The following is a 17,866-nucleotide window of genomic DNA, read 5'->3' as shown; positions in this document are numbered from 1 at the left end:
TCGTTCATCAGATCCGATACAGATACTCCTCGATCTCCCAGTCGGAAATCTCCTGGGAATAACGCAGCCACTCTTTTCTCTTGGCCTGCGCATACTGTTCGCAGAAAGTCTCCCCAAGGATTTCTTTCATCCAGCTGCTGTCCTCAAACAGCGTGATCGCTTCCCGCAGGTTCTCCGGTAAATTCTCGATACCCTGTTCCTTCTGATCCGACTCGGAAAGAGAACGGTCAGAAGCTTTTGTAGGATAGATCTTCTTCTGGATTCCATCCAGGCCCGCTGCCAGGCATACCGCAAAAACAAGGTATGGGTTGGATGCAGCATCCGGGCTTCGAAGCTCGATCCTGGTATCAGCACCATTGACTCTCGGGATCCTTACCAGTGAATTCTGGTTATTTCTCGTCCAGGTCAGTTCTGTAGGCGCATCAAATCCAGGCACAAGACGCTTATAGGAATTTACAAGCGGATTGGTGATCAGAGTCATCTCACGGCTGTGAGCCAGAAGACCTCCGATAAAATAGTATGCCTCTTCACTTAATCTGGACGGATCCTCCGGATCCGCAAAAATATTTTTTCCATTTTTAAACAGCGAAAAATGGATATGCATGGCTGAACCATTTACTTCCCGTCTTGGCTTCGGCATAAATGTCGCATGAAGTCCATGACGTTTGGCTACAGTTCTTACTGCCATCTTAAAGGTCATAACTTCGTCTGCCATCTCACGTGCTTCTCCGTAATGAAGGGCGATCTCATGCTGTGCAGGTGCTGTCTCATGATGAGAGGATTCCACCTCAAATCCCATATCCTCAAGAGTCAGTACCATGTCACGTCTTGCATTTTCGCCTAAGTCCACCGGACTTACATCCAGATATCCGGCCTTTTCGTGAGAAACCGTTGTAGGCATTCCGTTATCATCAATATGAAACAGGAAAAACTCGCATTCCGGGTCAACATAGCAGGTATAGCCTGCCTCTTCTGCTGCCTGCGCTGTTTTTTTCAGAATGTATCTGGAGCTCATCTCATGCTCTGATCCGTCTGCACGGCGCATATCGCAGATCAGTCTTGCAACCTTTCCCTGCTGAGGACGCCATGGAAGAATTGAAAAGGTATTATAATCCGGATACAGGATCAGATCCGGCTCCTTTTCCCCCACAATGCCCGCAATATGAGAGCCATATACAACGCACTGGTTATCCAGGGCTCTTGGAAGCTCTCTTGCTGTGATCGCAATATTTTTCAGAGTTCCAAACATATCTGTAAACTGGAGGCGGATGAACTCTACGTCTTCCTCCTCTGCCATTGCAAGAATCTCTTCTCTGGTATAATTCCCCATAGTATTCTCTCCTTTATTTCCTCATCACACAAATAATTACCCTCAAAATCAGAAAAAGGGTGCACTTCAGAGAGCTTTCGCTCCTGAAGAACACCCTTGTTCATGGACGTAATTATAGCAATCGGTCAATTCTTTGTCAACCATTTTTTAAAAGGGGCAAAAGTTCAAAAGCTTTATCGCGGAAACACGAACAGTTTTTTGATCTTTTGCCCCTGGTATCTGTTATTTTACTGTAAATATGAATAGCTCATCAGTGATTCATCCACTGCTTTCGCAGCCTCACGCCCTTCATGGATCGCCCATACTACAAGAGACTGTCCACGATGCATATCACCTGCTGTGAATACACGGTCCACGCTTGTTGCATACTGCTCCGGTTTTGTTTCCACATTGGTTCTTGGTGTAAGCGCTACACGGAAAGCATCTGTCACATATTTCTCACTGCCAAGGAAGCCGGCCGCAATAAGGACCACATCTGCAGGGATCACTTCCTCACTGCCTTCAACCGGTACCATATTGAATCTTCCGGTCTTTTCATCCTTTACACTTTTCAGTTTTACGATCTTGGCCTTGCAGACATTTCCTTTTTTGTCCTTGACAAACTCGGTAACGGTTGTCTGATAGATCCGAGGATCATGGCCGAATACTGCAATAGCCTCTTCCTGGCCGTAATCGGTTTTCAGGACCTTCGGCCATTCCGGCCATGGATTGGAAGGAGTTCTTGCTGCAGGAGGCTGCGGCATCATCTCAAGCTGTGTTACAGATTTCGCACCCAGACGGATGGATGTTCCCACACAGTCATTACCGGTATCGCCACCGCCGATGACCAGAACATTTTTGCCCTTTGCAAGCTCATATGGGAATTTTGCAAAATCTGTATCCAGAAGACTTTTTGTTACCTGCTTCAGGAAATCCACTGCAAAGTAAATTCCCTTGGCATCTCTTCCCGGAACCTTGATATCTCTCGGATGAGAAGCTCCGCAGCAGAGAAGGACACGGTCATAATCCTTCAGAAGCTGTTCTGCAGTGATGTCAACACCAACATTGATATTGGTAACAAATTTCACGCCCTCCTCTTCCATCAGCTTCAGTCTGCGGTCAATGACCTTTTTCTCCAGTTTCATGTTCGGAATGCCGTAGCGGAGAAGTCCTCCGATACGGTCGTTTCTCTCAAATACAGTTACGCTGTGGCCACGGCGGTTCAGCTGCTGTGCTGCTGCCAGTCCGGAAGGTCCGCTTCCGATAACTGCGATCGTCTTTCCTGTACGGACAGGCGGAATCTGCGGTTTCACCCATCCTTCTGCATAGGCAGTCTCAATGATCGCTTTCTCATTCTCCTTTGTGCTGACCGGATCTCCGTTCAGGTTGCAGGTACATGCCGCCTCACAGAGCGCCGGACACACTCTGGATGTGAACTCCGGAAAACTGTGCGTCTTGTTCAGACGAAGGAATGCCTGTTTCCAGTTTCCTGTGTATACAAGATCGTTGGTCTCCGGAACCAGGTTGTGAAGCGGACAGCCGGAAGCCATTCCGCCGATCATCATACCTGCCTGACAGAAGGGAACGCCGCAGGCCATGCAGCGTGCTCCCTGAAGTTTCTGTTTTTCTTTATTTAACGGAATACGAAATTCGTTGAAATTCTGAATACGTTCCTTTGGCGGCAAAACCTTTGCCGTTTCTCTTTTATAATCTAAAAATCCAGTTGGCTTTCCCATTTCCTCATCCTCCTTAATGTTTCACGCCGATGCTCTCATAGAACGCTTCCATCTGTGCCTGCTGGCTGGTCAGACCTTTTTCTTCCAGCTTTGCACTTAATGTGATCATTCTCTTGTACTCATCCGGAATGAGTTTTTTGAAGTGAGGCAGATAGGAATCAAAATCAGCCAGCACCTTCTTACCGATCTCGGAGCCTGTTGCTTCCACATGAGCCTCGATAAGATCACGAAGCTCTTTTTTATCATATTTATTATCCACTTTTTCAATGGAGATCATTGCTTTATTGAGGTTCTTGTAAAGAACGTTATCCACATCAAGGACATAAGCGATACCACCGCTCATACCTGCTGCAAAGTTCTTTCCTGTTTTTCCAAGAACTACCACACGGCCACCTGTCATGTACTCGCAGCCATGCTCACCAACACCCTCAACAACTGCAACCGCACCGGAGTTACGTACTGCAAAACGCTCACCGGCAACACCGTTGATAAATGCAGTTCCGCTGGTCGCACCATAGAGTGCCACGTTTCCGACGATGATGTTCTCTTCAGCCTTGTATCCGGCCTTCTCCGGAACCTTAACGATCAGCTTTCCACCGGAAAGACCTTTTCCGAAGTAGTCGTTGCTGTCACCGGTCAGTTTCAATGTCAGTCCTTTCGGGATAAAGGCACCGAAGCTCTGTCCGCCTGCACCTGTACAGTTTACAGTTACCGTATCCTCCGGAAGTCCATTCTTATGATTTCTTGTGATCTCAGATCCGAGGATGGTACCAAATGCACGGTCTGTATTGGTAACGTTTACATCAACAGAAACTTTCTCACCCTTCTGGATCGCCGGTGCACATTTCCTGACCAGAACTTTTTCATCCAGAGTTTTCTCAAGATTGAAATTGTATACAGCCTTCGGATCAAAGGTTACTTTGCCCTTTCCTGCATATGGGTTATTCAGGATGGCACTTAAGTCAACCTTACCCTTATGCGGCTCCTGCACACTGTCAGAAACTGTAAGAAGGTCTGTACGACCTACCATCTCATCAATGGTGGCAATACCAAGACGTGCCATGTACTCTCTCAGCTCCTGTGCGATAAAGCGCATGAAGTTCTCCACATACTCCGGTTTTCCGCGGAATCTCTTACGAAGCTCCGGGTTCTGTGTAGCCACACCTACCGGGCAGGTATCCAGATTGCAGACTCTCATCATCACACAGCCCATCGTTACAAGCGGCGCTGTTGCAAAGCCGAATTCCTCTGCACCGAGGAGTGCTGCAATGGCAACGTCACGGCCGCTCATCAGCTTACCGTCTGTCTCGATACGTACACGGTTACGAAGTCCGTTCATGATCAGCGTCTGATGTGTTTCTGCAAGTCCAAGCTCCCATGGAAGTCCTGCATTATGGATAGAGCTTCTTGGCGCTGCTCCTGTACCTCCGTCATATCCGGAGATCAGAACAGTCTGTGCTCCAGCCTTTGCAACACCGGCTGCAACCGTACCAACGCCCGCCTCAGAAACCAGCTTTACGGAAATATCCGCATATTTATTGGCGTTTTTCAGGTCATAGATCAGCTCTGCCAGATCCTCGATAGAGTATATATCATGATGTGGCGGCGGAGAGATCAGACTGACTCCTGGTGTGGAATGACGGGTTTTTGCGATCCACGGATATACCTTCTTTGCAGGAAGATGTCCGCCCTCACCCGGCTTTGCACCCTGTGCCATCTTGATCTGGATCTCTCTTGCGGAAACCAGATAACGGCTGGTAACGCCGAAACGTCCGCTGGCTACCTGTTTGATCGCTGAGCACCGGTCATTGTCTGTTCCTGCAGAATCCAGACGCTCATCGCTTTCACCACCCTCACCGGTATTGGATTTTCCATGGAGATGGTTCATGGCAATAGCCAGTGTCTCATGTGCTTCCTGGGAAATAGAACCGTAGGACATGGCACCTGTCTTAAATCGTTTTACAATGTCCTCAACACTCTCAACCTGGTCGATCGGAATAGGCTCCTTGGCAAACTTGAAGTCCAGAAGACCTCTTAAGTTTCCATGTCCCTCGTCATCTACCAGCTTTGTATATTCCTTGAACATCTCATAGCTGCCCTGTTTTGTGGACTGCTGGAGAAGATGAATGGTACGCGGGTTATATTTGTGCTCCTCACCCTGGCTTCTCATCTTATGGGCACCTACGCTGTCCAGTGTAAGATCTGTGGCAAGTCCAAGGGGATCAAATGCCTCAGAATGAAGTTTTTCTACATTATCCTCGATATCTTCCAGTGTGATTCCGCCTACGCGGCTTACAGTTCCTGTAAAGTAACGATCGATCACATCCTGGGAAATTCCGATCGCCTCAAAGATCTGAGATCCCTGATAGGACTGGATAGTGGAAATACCCATCTTGGAAGCGATCTTTACGATACCGCTGATCACCGCATGATTGTAATCATCAACGGCTGCGTAATAGTCCTTATCCAGCATATGTGTATCGATCAGCTCATGGATAGTATCCAGTGCCAGATACGGATTGACTGCGCTTGCACCATATCCGAGAAGTGTTGCGAAATGATGAACTTCTCTTGGCTCACCGGACTCCAGGATCAGGGCAAGGGAAGTGCTCTTCTTTGTTTTTACAAGATGCTGATGTACTGCGGAAACCGCCAGCAGGGACGGGATCGGCATATGGTTCTCATCCACGCCGCGGTCAGAAAGAACCAGGATGTTTGCTCCCTCACGGAAGGCTTTGTCTACCTCTACGAACAGACGGTCAATGGCACGTTCGAGCTTTGTGCTCTTATAATATAAGGTAGAAATGGTCACAACCTTGAAGCCGTCCTTTTTCATATTCTTGATCTTTAGCATATCGGTGTTGGTCAGGATCGGGTTGTTGATCTTCAGCACCTGACAGTTCTCCGGCTTCTGGATCAGGAGATTTCCGTCTTTACCTGCATATACACTTGTAGAAGTAACGATTTCTTCACGGATCGCATCGATCGGCGGGTTTGTTACCTGGGCAAAAAGCTGCTTGAAGTAATCGAACAGCGGATAATGTTCCTTGGAAAATACTGCAAGGGGAGTATCATGTCCCATGGCTCCGATGCTTTCTGAGCCGTTTAATGCCATGTTTCGGATTGAAGTACGGTACTGCTCATAAGTATATCCGAAAGCTTTCTGAAGGCGTGCTCTCTCTTCCGGAGTGTATTCGACAACTCTTTGATTCGGGATCTTGATATCACGAAGCTGTACCAGATTGCTGTCCAGCCACTCACCATAAGGCTGTTTTTTCGCATATTTTTCTTTGAGCTCATTGTCATCGATGACACGACCCTGAACGGTATCAACCAGGAGCATTTTTCCCGGATGAAGACGTTCTTTTAATACGACCTTCTCCTCATCCACAGGAAGAACACCAACCTCGGAGGAAAGGATCATATAGCCATCAGATGTGATATAGTATCTGGATGGACGAAGACCGTTTCTGTCAAGAACTGCTCCCATCACATCACCATCTGAGAACAGAATGGACGCAGGGCCGTCCCATGGCTCCATCATGGTCGCATAGTACTGATAAAAATCTCTCTTCTCCTGAGAGATCGTATCGTTGTTTGCCCACGGCTCCGGAATTGTGATCATCACTGCAAGTGGAAGATCCATTCCACTCATAACCAGGAATTCCAGGGTATTGTCAAGCATTGCGGAGTCAGAACCATTGCGGTTAACTACAGGAAGGACCTTGTGAAGCTCATCCTTCAGATACGGAGACTCCATATTTTCCTCACGGGCAAGCATCTTATCGGCGTTTCCGCGGATCGTGTTGATCTCACCGTTATGTACGATGAAACGGTTCGGATGTGCTCTCTCCCAGCTTGGATTCGTGTTGGTACTGAAACGGGAATGTACCACTGCAATGGCAGACTCGTAATCCTGGCTCTGAAGATCGCCAAAGAAGGTACGGAGCTGTCCTACTAGGAACATACCTTTGTATACGATGGTACGGCTGTTCATGGAAACCACGTAAGTATTATCATTACTCTGTTCAAATTCACGACGTGCGATGTAAAGCATACGGTCAAAAGCAAGACCTTTTTCCACATCCTCCGGCTTTTTAACAAATGCCTGCATGATGCACGGCATGCACTCTTTCGCTTTATGACCGAGAACCTCCGGGAAAACCGGCACTGTACGCCATCCCAGAAGTTCCAGACCCTCTTTTTCCACGATGATCTCGAACATCTTCTTTGCCTGGGCACGTTTGATCTCCTGCTGCGGGAAAAAGAGCTGGGCTACACCGTATTCTCTCTCTCCGCCGATATCAAAGCCTTCTTTTTTACAGACCTTCTTAAAAAATTTGTGGGAGATCTGAAGAAGGATACCGACACCATCACCGGTTTTTCCTTCTGCATCCTTACCAGCACGATGCTCAAGATTCTCTACGATCTTAAGAGCATTGGCAACTGTATCATGTGTTTTCTTTCCTTTTATATTAACAACGGCTCCGATACCGCAGTTATCATGTTCAAATTCAGGGCGGTAGAGGCCCTGCTGCCGATTTACTACTTCTCTCATTTTTCTCATCCTTTCATTGCAGCTTCTTCTGCCGTCTTTTTATCAACTGCCGCCTGCACAAATCCACGGAACAGCGGATGTGCATGGTTTGGTCTGGATTTAAATTCCGGATGTCCCTGTGTTCCCACAAAGAACGGATGTCCGGCAATTTCGATCATCTCAACAATGTGAGCATCCGGGGATGTTCCTACAATGGACATTCCCTTTTCGTCCAGTTCCTTACGGAATGCGTTGTTTACCTCATAACGATGTCTGTGACGTTCCTGGATCTCTTTCTTTCCAAAAAGCTCATAGGATCTGGAGCCTTCTGCAAGCACACACGGATAGCTTCCAAGACGAAGGGTTCCTCCAAGATCTTCCACATCCTCCTGATCCGGCATCAGGGCAATGACCGGATGTGTTGTTTCCGGTGCCAGCTCAATACTGTTGGCATCTTCATATCCAAGCACATGGCGGGCAAATTCCACAATAGCCATCTGCATTCCCAGGCAGATCCCGAGGTATGGGATCTTATGAACTCTTGCATACTGTGCCGCAAGGATCATTCCTTCTGTACCACGATTTCCGAATCCCCCCGGAACCAGGATTCCATCTACAGAATGGAGAGTCTGATCCAGATTTTTTTCATTGAGTTCTTCGGAGTCCACCCAGGTGATATCAACCTTTGCACGGCAAGAGATCCCGCCATGCTTCAGTGCTTCCACAACACTCAGGTATGCATCATGAAGCTGTGTATATTTACCAACCATGGCAATCTTCACAGTTTTATCCGGATGGCGGAGATTTTCTACCATATTTTCCCAGTCTGTAAGATCCGGTTTGCGATTCTCCAGTCTTAAGCTCTGCAGTACTACGTCTGCAAGCTTTTCTCTCTCCATTGCAAGAGGAGCTTCATATAAATATTCCACATCCAGGTTCTGAAGCACATTGCTTACAGGCACATTACAGAACAGGGCAATCTTTCCACGGATATCCTCGGTAAGAGGATACTCACTTCTGCATACCAGAACATCCGGCTGGATCCCCATTCCCTGAAGTTCTTTTACACTGGCCTGGGTGGGTTTGGTCTTCATCTCTCCGGAAGCACGAAGATATGGGATCAGAGTTACATGGATAAGGATCGCATTGTCATGTCCCACATCATGCTGGAATTGACGGATGGATTCAAGGAATGGCTGGCTCTCAATATCACCGACTGTACCGCCAACCTCAATGATCGCAATTCTGTCTTCGTCTGCGGATTTTGCTCTGTAAAAACGGCTCTTGATCTCGTTGGTGATATGCGGGATCACCTGAACGGTACCACCGCCGAAATCGCCATGACGCTCTTTCTGGAGAACAGACCAGTAAATCTTACCGGTTGTCACATTGGAATTTTTATCAAGGCTTTCATCAATGAAACGCTCATAATGTCCAAGGTCAAGATCTGTCTCTGTACCGTCATCGGTTACAAAAACCTCTCCATGCTGAATGGGATTCATAGTTCCCGGGTCGATATTGATGTAGGGATCAAATTTCTGCATAGTCACCTGATATCCTCTGGCTTTCAGAAGGCGCCCAAGAGACGCTGCTGTAATTCCTTTTCCCAGACCGGAAACAACTCCACCCGTTACAAAAACATACTTTACTGCCATCTTCGATTTCCTCCTCCATTTTGTGTTCCACAACAAAAAGGCGTCCGGAACAGGTTCCAAGGGGTGAGAACTCCCCTGTGGTATCCGTTCCTGACGCCTTTGTCAGTTATCTTTCATATAAAATATGGTTTACTATAAACTATTTTTTTTTATTTGTCAATAACTGATTTGTTACTGTTCACTCCGTTCTCAGCAACACGCTTCGCGATGCACAGAATTTATGCTAATCGCATAAATTCGCGCGGTATGTCTCGGGTTTTCTGTGACCTTCACTCACAAAAAACACCTCGCGGAATATTACCAGTGAACAGTAACACTGATTTTTCATATAGTCTGCGGAATTTCTTCCTATGAAATGGTTGTAAAGAAAAAAGCAGACGCCTGCCGGGGATTTTCATCTGATCTCCCGTCTCTGCAGTCACGTCTGCCTTTTCTTTTTATGATATCCTATCTGTCTCTGCACTGTCTGTCAGGCAACTGCATATTTCTGAAGGAAGCAGTTAAACTCATAATCCTCTCCATGACAGGTTACTGTAAGAACCTTAGTCAGATCCATGCTGAGGATTCCAAGAATAGATTTTGCATCAATTAAAATTCTGTTATATGAAATATCTACATCAAAATCACATTTACTTGCAGCCTTAACAAATTCTTTAACATCCTCTGTCGCATTCAATCTAATTTTTTTAGACATAAATATCATCCTCTCTTTTATCTCGGCAAAAAACCGGCCTTATTTCGACCGCGCTATTTTCCTGTATTTTCCAGACCAGCGATCTTTTCTTATCTGGTCGTCCCACATTATGTCTCATATTGTCAGATTTGTCAAGTTGATGTTTTTTATCGTTTTTAAGAGTCCATCTATAAAAACCCAGATTTTGCATAACAAAATCCGGGTTTTTATATGTTTATTGTGTAGTTTTCACATTTTTGTTTTTCAATCCATTATTTTTTACTGTGAGATTAATTCCACATAGTTTATTAATCCTGTTTGATTTCTGCCGGTATTTCCATCGGATAATTGCCATCAAAACATGCTTTGCACAGCGGAAGTCCGCCTGCCATGCCTTCCAGATAATCGATCTGCATATAACCTAGGGAGTCTGCACCGATCATCTTACGGATTTCTTCCGTGCTGTGCTGTGCTGCGATCAGCTGGTCATTGGACGGCACATCGGTACCAAAATAACAGGGATGTAAAAATGGCGGGGAGCTGATACGTACATGGACTTCTTTTGCTCCTGCTTCTTTCAGCATGTGGATCAGATTGGCAATGGTAGTTCCGCGGACAATGGAATCATCCACCAGAACGATTCTCTTCCCCTTAACCACAGATTCCAGAACGCTCAGCTTCAGATGGACACTGGACTCTCGCTCCTGCTGTGTAGGCTTGATAAAAGTTCTTCCAATGTAACTATTTTTATAGAATGCAAAGCCAAACGGGATTCCGGATTCCTCAGAATAGCCTTTTGCTGCCGGAAGTCCGGATTCCGGTACACCGGTTACCAGATCCGCTTCTACCGGATAGGATTTTGCAAGAGATTTTCCTCCACGGATCCTTGCATCATAGATTTTCACGCCGTCCATGGTGCTGTCCAGTCTTGCAAAATAAATATATTCAAAAACACAATGAGCATGCTTTTTCTTCTCAGTCAGTTTGCTGGATTTCAGTCCGTTCTTGGTGATCGTGACGATCTCACCCGGTTCAATATCACGGATAAATTCCGCCCCTACAGATGTCAGCGCACAGCTTTCAGATGCAAGGACATAGGCATTATCTCTTTTTCCAAGACAGAGGGGTTTCAATCCGTAAGGATCACGAGCACCGATCAGCTTCCGAGGGCTCATGATCACAAGAGCATATCCTCCACGTATCTTCTCTACGGTTTTATGTACTGCTTCCTCTACAGTGGCAGAATGCACACGTTCCCTTGCAATATGGAACGCGATAACCTCTGAGTCGGTAGTTGTATGGAAAATTGCGCCTGTCTGGATCAGCTCCCATTTCAAAGCTTCTGTATTAACCAGATTTCCGTTGTGCGCAAGTGCCAGACTTCCCTTGATATAAGAAAGTACCAGCGGCTGTGCATTCTCTGCAACAGATTCTCCGGTTGTGGAATAACGAACATGCCCGATTCCGATATCACCATTCATATTATGTACAACATCTTTTCGCAAAACTTCGCTTACCAGTCCGAGATTTTTATGGAACTGTACGTTTCCTCTTTCTCCGTCCGTCCTTGAAACGGCCATTCCGCAGGACTCCTGTCCCCTGTGCTGCAGCGAAGTAAGACCATAATAAATAGATGGTGCAATATTCCCTCCATCCAGATCATAAATCCCGAATACGCCACATTCTTCCTTTACTCCTGACATATTTTCCTCCATCTGTTCTTTCCGTGTTGTGTGTCTTGGTTACTGGTCAAAAAGCTCTTTCTATAGAAATCAATGACTTTTCAACTGTATAACTACGATATCAGATTATAATAAAAAGACAAGATTTGTCAACCCTGCCTATTTTCCGACAGTCCCATCGCTCCGGTCGATTTTTTAGATTTTTTTCAAAAAGCTCTTGACATTATTTTATTTTGGTGTATACTGCATCACATAAAGCAAAGGCGCTTTGGATACGACAAGTATCTGAAGCGCTTTTTTTGTTTTCGGTCCGTTTATACCCGGCTCTTCCGGCTGCGGCCCTTATAAAATAATTAAAAATTATAATGAATGAGTGAAATCGAAAGGAGTGTACCTATATGGCACAGAGTATCCCTGAAATGTATGGCAGCCTTGTATTCAATGACAAAGTGATGCGAAGTAAACTGCCAAAGGACATGTACAAAGCATTAAAGAAAACAATTGAAAACGGAACTCATCTGGAACTGGATGTTGCAAATTCCGTAGCAGTTGCAATGAAAGAGTGGGCTACTGAAAATGGTGCGACACATTACACACACTGGTTCCAGCCGATGACAAACGTAACTGCTGAGAAGCATGACAGCTTCATCTCCCCTACAGGTGACGGACAGGTGATCATGGATTTCTCCGGTAAAGAGCTGGTAAAAGGTGAGCCGGATGCATCCAGCTTCCCGTCAGGCGGACTTCGTGCTACTTTTGAAGCAAGAGGATATACAGCATGGGATCCTACTTCACCTGCATTCATCAAAGATAAAACTCTTTACATTCCTACTGCATTCTGTTCCTACAGCGGAGAGGCACTGGATAAGAAAACTCCTCTTCTTCGTTCCATGGATGTTCTGAACAAAGAAGCGGTTCGTATCCTTCACATCCTCGGAAACAAAGAGGTCCGTCACATCGACACAACCGTAGGACCTGAGCAGGAATACTTCCTGGTTGACAAGGATCTTTACAAAAAGAGAAAAGACCTGATCTTCTGCGGCCGTACTCTTCTGGGCGCTTCTGCACCAAAAGGACAGGAAATGGAAGATCATTACTTCGGAGCCCTGAAGCCTCGCGTTGCTGCTTACATGCATGATCTTGACGAAGAGCTCTGGAAGCTTGGCATTCCGGCCAAAACAAAACATAACGAGGTTGCTCCTGCACAGCACGAACTGGCTCCTGTATTTGATACCACAAATGTTGCTGTTGACCACAACCAGCTGACCATGGAGATCATGAAGAAGGTTGCCGACAAGCACAACATGGTCTGCCTCCTTCACGAGAAACCATTTGAGGGAATCAACGGAAGCGGTAAACACAACAACTGGTCCATGAGCACAGACACAGGTGTAAACCTTCTTGATCCGGGAAAAACACCGGCAGAGAATACACAGTTCCTGGTATTCCTGGTAGCTGTCATCAAAGCCGTTGACGATTATGCCGATCTTCTCCGCGTATCTGTTGCAAGCGCCGGAAACGATCATCGTCTCGGAGCAAACGAGGCACCGCCTGCGATCGTATCCATCTTCCTTGGAGATGAGCTGACAGACGTACTGAAATCTATTGAAAACGATACCTTCTTCAGCAATAAGCATGCGATACAGATGGATATCGGAGCAAAGGTACTTCCGCACTTCATAAAGGATACCACAGACAGAAACCGTACTTCACCATTTGCATTTACCGGAAACAAATTTGAGTTCCGTATGCTTGGTTCTGCAGCATCTGTTGCAAACCCGAACATCGTACTGAATACCGCTGTTGCAGAGGTCCTTGCAGAATTCAGCGCATCTCTTAAGGATGTTCCGGAGGAAGAAATGGAAAGCGCAGTACATGCACTTCTTAAGAAGACCATCGAAGAGCATAAACGCATCATCTTTAACGGAAACGGCTATACAGACGAATGGGTTGAAGAAGCTGAGAAACGTGGTCTCTACAATCTTAAAACAACTCCGGATGCACTTCCGCATTTCATTGCTGAGAAGAACATTGAGCTGTTTACAAAGCATGGCATTTTTACAAGGGAAGAGCTCTTCTCCCGTTACGATATCTGGCTTGAGAACTATTACAAGACCATCAATATCGAATCCAACACTCTGGCTGAGATGATCCAGAAGCAGGTAATTCCTTCTGTATATACATATGTTGAAAAGCTTGCAGATACTGCAGCTGCAAAGAAATCCGTAGTAGCTGATATTTCTGTAGCAAGTGAAGCTGCTCTGATCTCCAAACTGAGTACACTTGCAGACACCATGGCAAAGGATCTGGAAACTCTGAAGGCAGATACAGCAAAAGCTCTTGCTTCTTCTGACGATGTACTTGCATGCTCTAAGGCTTATCAGGAAACTGTTCTGGAAGATATGGAAGTTTTAAGAAAATCTGCTGATGAGGCAGAGGCTCTGATCCCGGATGAGTTACTTCCATATCCGACCTACGACGAGCTGTTATTCTCAATCTGATCACGGATATCAGATAAAAATTTCATACGGTAAATACAGGGGATATCCCTTATGAACTCTACTTCATAATTCATTATCGATTTCCTCATCCATTAATCACACGATACAGATATCCCCTGTTTTACATATACCTATTTTGATTTCGTAAAGGCGCGGAAGAGAATTTCCTCTCTCCTGCGCTTTTTCGTTATACTGATGCTGGATAAATTCTGTCTATTTTTTCTGTCCGGTATTACAAAAATTCTTTCTATACATAATAATAGGAAAGAAAAAAATTGGGAAAGGGAGTGTTACTATGTATTCTTCAGTAAACACAACTTGGGTCCTCGTCGGCGCAGCACTGGTCTTCTTCATGCAGGCTGGATTCGCAATGGTCGAAACAGGATTCACAAGAGCAAAAAACGCAGGCAATATCATTATGAAAAACCTGATGGACTTCTGTATCGGTACACCGGTCTTCTGGCTGGTTGGATTTGGCATCATGTTCGGTGCAGGAAACGGTTTCTTCGGCAAGATCGGCGGAATCGCCTCAGAGGCAAACTACGGAAACGCAATGCTTCCGGATGGAGTTCCTTTCTGGGCATTTCTCATCTTCCAGACTGTATTCTGCGCTACCTCTGCTACCATCGTATCCGGTGCCATGGCAGAGCGTACCAAGTTCATCTCCTACTGTATCTACAGTTTGCTGATCAGTCTCGTTGTATATCCGGTATCCGGTCACTGGATCTGGGGCGGCGGATTTATCAGCCAGATGGGATTTCATGATTTTGCAGGTTCCTGTGCTGTTCATATGGTTGGTGGTGTTGCTGCACTCATCGGTGCCATCATCCTCGGACCTCGTATCGGAAAATATTCCAAATCCGGTAAATCCAGAGCGATCCCGGGACACAACCTTACTGTTGGTGCGCTTGGTGTATTCATCCTCTGGTTCTGCTGGTTCGGTTTCAACGGTGCATCTACTGTCAGCATGGAAGGCGACGCCATTGTAAGCGCCGGAAAAATCTTCGTAACAACAAACCTTGCCGCTGCTGTCGCTACTGTAACAGTCATGCTGATCACATGGATCCGCTACAAAAAACCGGATGTTTCCATGTCCCTGAACGGTTCTCTTGCAGGACTGGTAGCCATCACCGCAGGCTGCGATACCGTATCTCCTACATCTGCAGCTATCATCGGAATCCTCGCCGGATTCATTGTAGTATTTGGTATTGAATTTATTGATAAAGTTCTCAAAATTGATGACCCGGTTGGTGCTGTTGGCGTTCACGGTCTTAACGGTGCTTTCGGAACTCTTGCTGTAGGTCTTTTCTCCGACGGTGCAGGTACCGGATGGAAAGGTCTTCTCACAGGCGGTGGTTTCCATGGCTTCGGTGTTCAGTTTATTGGTATGGCTATCACGATCGCATGGGTTGCTGTTACTATGACAATCATCTTCCAGGTGATCAAACACACTATCGGACTTCGTGTTTCCGCTGAGGAAGAGATCGCAGGTCTGGATATGAAAGAGCATGGCCTCGCAAGTGCATACGATGGATTCTTTGTACAGGATACCATGACAAAGGCTCCGACTCCAATGGGAACTTCCGTAAAAGCCCCTGTTGTAAAACATGCTCCTTCTGCTCCTGCTGAATCTGTTCCTGAGATTCCTGCAGACGGCGTACATAAACTGACAAAGGTTGTTATCATCACACGTCAGAACAAGCTGGATGAGTTTATGCAGGCTATGAACGAGATCGGCGTAACCGGTATCACTATCACAAACGTTATGGGATGTGGTGTTCAGAAGGGTGCTCCAACCTACTATCGTGGTGTTGAGGTTGACATGAACCTCCGTCCAAAGGTTAAGATCGAGATCGTTGTAAGTCTTGTACCGGTTCAGAAGGTTATTGATACTGCCAAAGAAGTTCTTCATACCGGTCAGATCGGTGATGGTAAAGTCTTCGTTTACGATATTGAAAACGTTGTCAAGATCCGTACCGGCGAGGAAGGTTTCCTGGCTCTGCAGGATACAGACGCATAATCCTCTTATGATCAAAACAGATAAGATTTTTCTACGCAATATAAACCAAATATAAGATAAAAAGCTCCGGAACATTATTCCTTAAATGATCCGGAGCTTTTCATATATCCATTCCTGTTATCCGGCAGCAGCCCTTCATTATTTCAAACGGCTGCCTCATCTGACCATGCAGATCGGGTATCTGCATTTCGATATCAACATTTCTTTTTTTATTCTCTCCTCAGTCTCGGCAGATTCCACCGGTAATGTGCCGCCAGATACCGGATCAGGATCACTACTATCGTTCCGATCACCATGGCAGGCACTCCTCCCCACAGCCTGTATGTCCAGACACAGGCAATAGCCCCTACAATGGATGCACAGGCATAAATATGGCGCACAAAAATATATGGCGGTACTCCTGCCATCATATCACGGATCAGACCGCCTCCAACTCCTGTGACAGTTCCAAGAAATACAAGAAAAAATATTCTTCCCATATATCCCTGGGAAATCCCCTTATCAACACCCATGACGGTAAATACGCCAAGTCCAACCGTATCCATCACCAGCATCACCTTATCATAGACCAGACGGTTCCCGCCTTCCAGAAGCTCCTGTTTCCAGTACATCACTGCAAAAACAATACAGGACGTCACTGTTGCCACAATGGTATACAGCGGATTCTGAAACATCCCCGGTGGCACGATTCCCAGAATAATATCCCTGGTAGCTCCACCTCCCACTGCAGTTACCACGCCAAGAACGCAGACCCCGAAAATATCCATTCCTCTCTGTGCTCCCACCATAGCTCCGGAAGCAGCAAACGCAATAGTTCCTGCCATCTCCAGCATAAATGTAAACATACTCTGATAATCCATTTTCCCCTCCATACATGTCCGACCGTATTTTTTCTCACCCTCATATCTGCATCCTGTTTTCCCTGTCTGTACATTTCCGCAGGGTGCACATTTCTGCAGGGTGCAAGAAGGAACCCTGCCATGCAGGATTCCTTCTCCTATTTTCGTGATCACTATATTTTCATATTAACAGAATTTTCTCATTCTGTATATCTTTTCTTTTTGTTTCAGACTTCTGCTATTCTGCTTCGATCAGAAATCCTCGCCGTTTCAGCATATCCTGAATCATATCCAGGATTTCCTCGGATTCTGCTTCTACTTTATGATAATGATAATCAGATGTGATATTCTTCAGAGGACTGGACTTGCCGCTTCGGATATCCTCCATAAAATTCTCAACCTGGCGTCTGGAACTGATATTCAGTTCTGCCTCGATATGTCCGTAAATTCTGTGATTCACCATTACGTTGATCACTTTTCCGCCAAGATCCACAATCCCGCAGAGCTCGTTCTCCAGATCCGCATCTGTATGATGCACCTTGAATATCCGGCTCACAGTATGGGGAGCAGTAAAAATATATCCTCTGTTGGTGGAGATCACGTCATTCCCCTCCGCGCGTATCAACGCAATATCCTGCACGATCACCTGTCTGCTGACCTGAAATGTTCTGGCCAGAGCACTTCCTGAGACCGGCCGGTCACTATTTTTAATTTGATCCATGATCGCTGTCCTGCGTTCTGAACCAGTCATTTAAGTTCCCCTTTCCTGGCTGTGCCTGTACTTTTTGTTCCGGTACCTCTCTCCTTCATTCTCGCAATATCTCCCACCCGGTTCAGATATTACCTGTTATGCATCTGCTTCCGACAATTCTCGCTTCTTTTTTTCTGATATTCCGGATATTTCCTGTCACAGC

10 protein-coding genes are annotated in these 17,866 nt (G+C 46.1%); 2 read left to right on the top strand and 8 right to left on the bottom strand.

Going from position 1 to position 17,866, the window contains the following annotated elements; translation table 11 throughout:
- Positions 1-7 precede the first annotated feature (7 nt).
- The 6 genes from glnA to purF form a co-directional block, all read right to left on the bottom strand.
- Complete coding sequence (gene glnA / locus DWX61_RS11360) at positions 8-1,330, bottom strand: type I glutamate--ammonia ligase (protein ID WP_118625369.1); 1,323 nt, start codon at positions 1,328-1,330, stop codon at positions 8-10.
- 227 nt (positions 1,331-1,557) lie between these two features.
- Complete coding sequence (locus DWX61_RS11355) at positions 1,558-3,045, bottom strand: glutamate synthase subunit beta (protein ID WP_118625367.1); 1,488 nt, start codon at positions 3,043-3,045, stop codon at positions 1,558-1,560.
- 13 nt (positions 3,046-3,058) lie between these two features.
- Positions 3,059-7,603, bottom strand: a complete 4,545-nt coding sequence (gltB, locus tag DWX61_RS11350) for a glutamate synthase large subunit (RefSeq protein ID WP_118625365.1) — start codon at positions 7,601-7,603, stop codon at positions 3,059-3,061.
- Positions 7,604-7,608: 5 nt separating this feature from the next.
- Positions 7,609-9,237, bottom strand: coding sequence for a CTP synthase (gene pyrG, locus DWX61_RS11345; RefSeq protein WP_022426745.1), 1,629 nt, complete (start codon positions 9,235-9,237; stop codon positions 7,609-7,611).
- Between the two features lie 469 nt (positions 9,238-9,706).
- Positions 9,707-9,931, bottom strand: a complete 225-nt coding sequence (locus DWX61_RS11340; RefSeq protein ID WP_118625363.1) for an HPr family phosphocarrier protein — start codon at positions 9,929-9,931, stop codon at positions 9,707-9,709.
- Positions 9,932-10,218: 287 nt separating this feature from the next.
- Positions 10,219-11,613 (bottom strand): amidophosphoribosyltransferase, encoded by a 1,395-nt coding sequence (gene purF / locus DWX61_RS11330; RefSeq protein ID WP_118513750.1) that lies wholly within the window; start codon positions 11,611-11,613, stop codon positions 10,219-10,221.
- 377 nt (positions 11,614-11,990) lie between these two features.
- Here purF and DWX61_RS11325 point away from each other — a divergent pair, with 377 nt between their 5' ends.
- Together DWX61_RS11325 and DWX61_RS11320 are read left to right on the top strand one after the other, a co-directional pair.
- Positions 11,991-14,093, top strand: coding sequence for a glutamine synthetase III family protein (locus DWX61_RS11325; protein ID WP_118625359.1), 2,103 nt, complete (start codon positions 11,991-11,993; stop codon positions 14,091-14,093).
- Positions 14,094-14,388: 295 nt separating this feature from the next.
- Positions 14,389-16,113: an ammonium transporter gene (locus DWX61_RS11320; RefSeq protein WP_118625357.1), complete on the top strand. Its 1,725-nt coding sequence runs from the start codon at positions 14,389-14,391 to the stop codon at positions 16,111-16,113.
- Positions 16,114-16,322: 209 nt separating this feature from the next.
- On the opposite strand, the gene DWX61_RS11315 is transcribed toward DWX61_RS11320, so the two are convergent.
- Positions 16,323-16,973 carry a trimeric intracellular cation channel family protein gene (locus DWX61_RS11315; protein WP_118513796.1) on the bottom strand — a complete coding sequence of 217 codons (651 nt, stop codon included), beginning with the start codon at positions 16,971-16,973 and terminating at the stop codon, positions 16,323-16,325.
- A 217-nt stretch (positions 16,974-17,190) separates the two neighbouring features.
- Entirely contained in the window at positions 17,191-17,703 is a 513-nt protein-coding gene (locus DWX61_RS11310; RefSeq protein ID WP_118513756.1) for a transcription repressor NadR, read from the bottom strand.
- Positions 17,704-17,866: the final 163 nt, after the last annotated feature.

The organism is Ruminococcus sp. AF20-12LB (assembly GCF_003478985.1).
GTDB lineage: Bacteria > Bacillota > Clostridia > Lachnospirales > Lachnospiraceae > Blautia_A.
This window is presented reverse-complemented; position numbering and strand designations above follow the sequence as displayed.

What these genes read in the sequence shown, in the direction of transcription:
- DWX61_RS11320 (WP_118625357.1), top strand. Translation starts at nt 14,389, where the DNA reads ATGTATTCTTCAGTAAACACAACTTGGGTCCTCGTCGGCGCAGCACTG.
- DWX61_RS11310 (WP_118513756.1), bottom strand. Translation starts at nt 17,703, where the DNA reads ATGACTGGTTCAGAACGCAGGACAGCGATCATGGATCAAATTAAAAAT.
- purF (WP_118513750.1), bottom strand. Translation starts at nt 11,613, where the DNA reads ATGTCAGGAGTAAAGGAAGAATGTGGCGTATTCGGGATTTATGATCTG.
- DWX61_RS11315 (WP_118513796.1), bottom strand. Translation starts at nt 16,973, where the DNA reads ATGGATTATCAGAGTATGTTTACATTTATGCTGGAGATGGCAGGAACT.
- DWX61_RS11355 (WP_118625367.1), bottom strand. Translation starts at nt 3,045, where the DNA reads ATGGGAAAGCCAACTGGATTTTTAGATTATAAAAGAGAAACGGCAAAG.
- gltB (WP_118625365.1), bottom strand. Translation starts at nt 7,603, where the DNA reads ATGAGAGAAGTAGTAAATCGGCAGCAGGGCCTCTACCGCCCTGAATTT.
- DWX61_RS11325 (WP_118625359.1), top strand. Translation starts at nt 11,991, where the DNA reads ATGGCACAGAGTATCCCTGAAATGTATGGCAGCCTTGTATTCAATGAC.
- pyrG (WP_022426745.1), bottom strand. Translation starts at nt 9,237, where the DNA reads ATGGCAGTAAAGTATGTTTTTGTAACGGGTGGAGTTGTTTCCGGTCTG.
- glnA (WP_118625369.1), bottom strand. Translation starts at nt 1,330, where the DNA reads ATGGGGAATTATACCAGAGAAGAGATTCTTGCAATGGCAGAGGAGGAA.
- DWX61_RS11340 (WP_118625363.1), bottom strand. Translation starts at nt 9,931, where the DNA reads ATGTCTAAAAAAATTAGATTGAATGCGACAGAGGATGTTAAAGAATTT.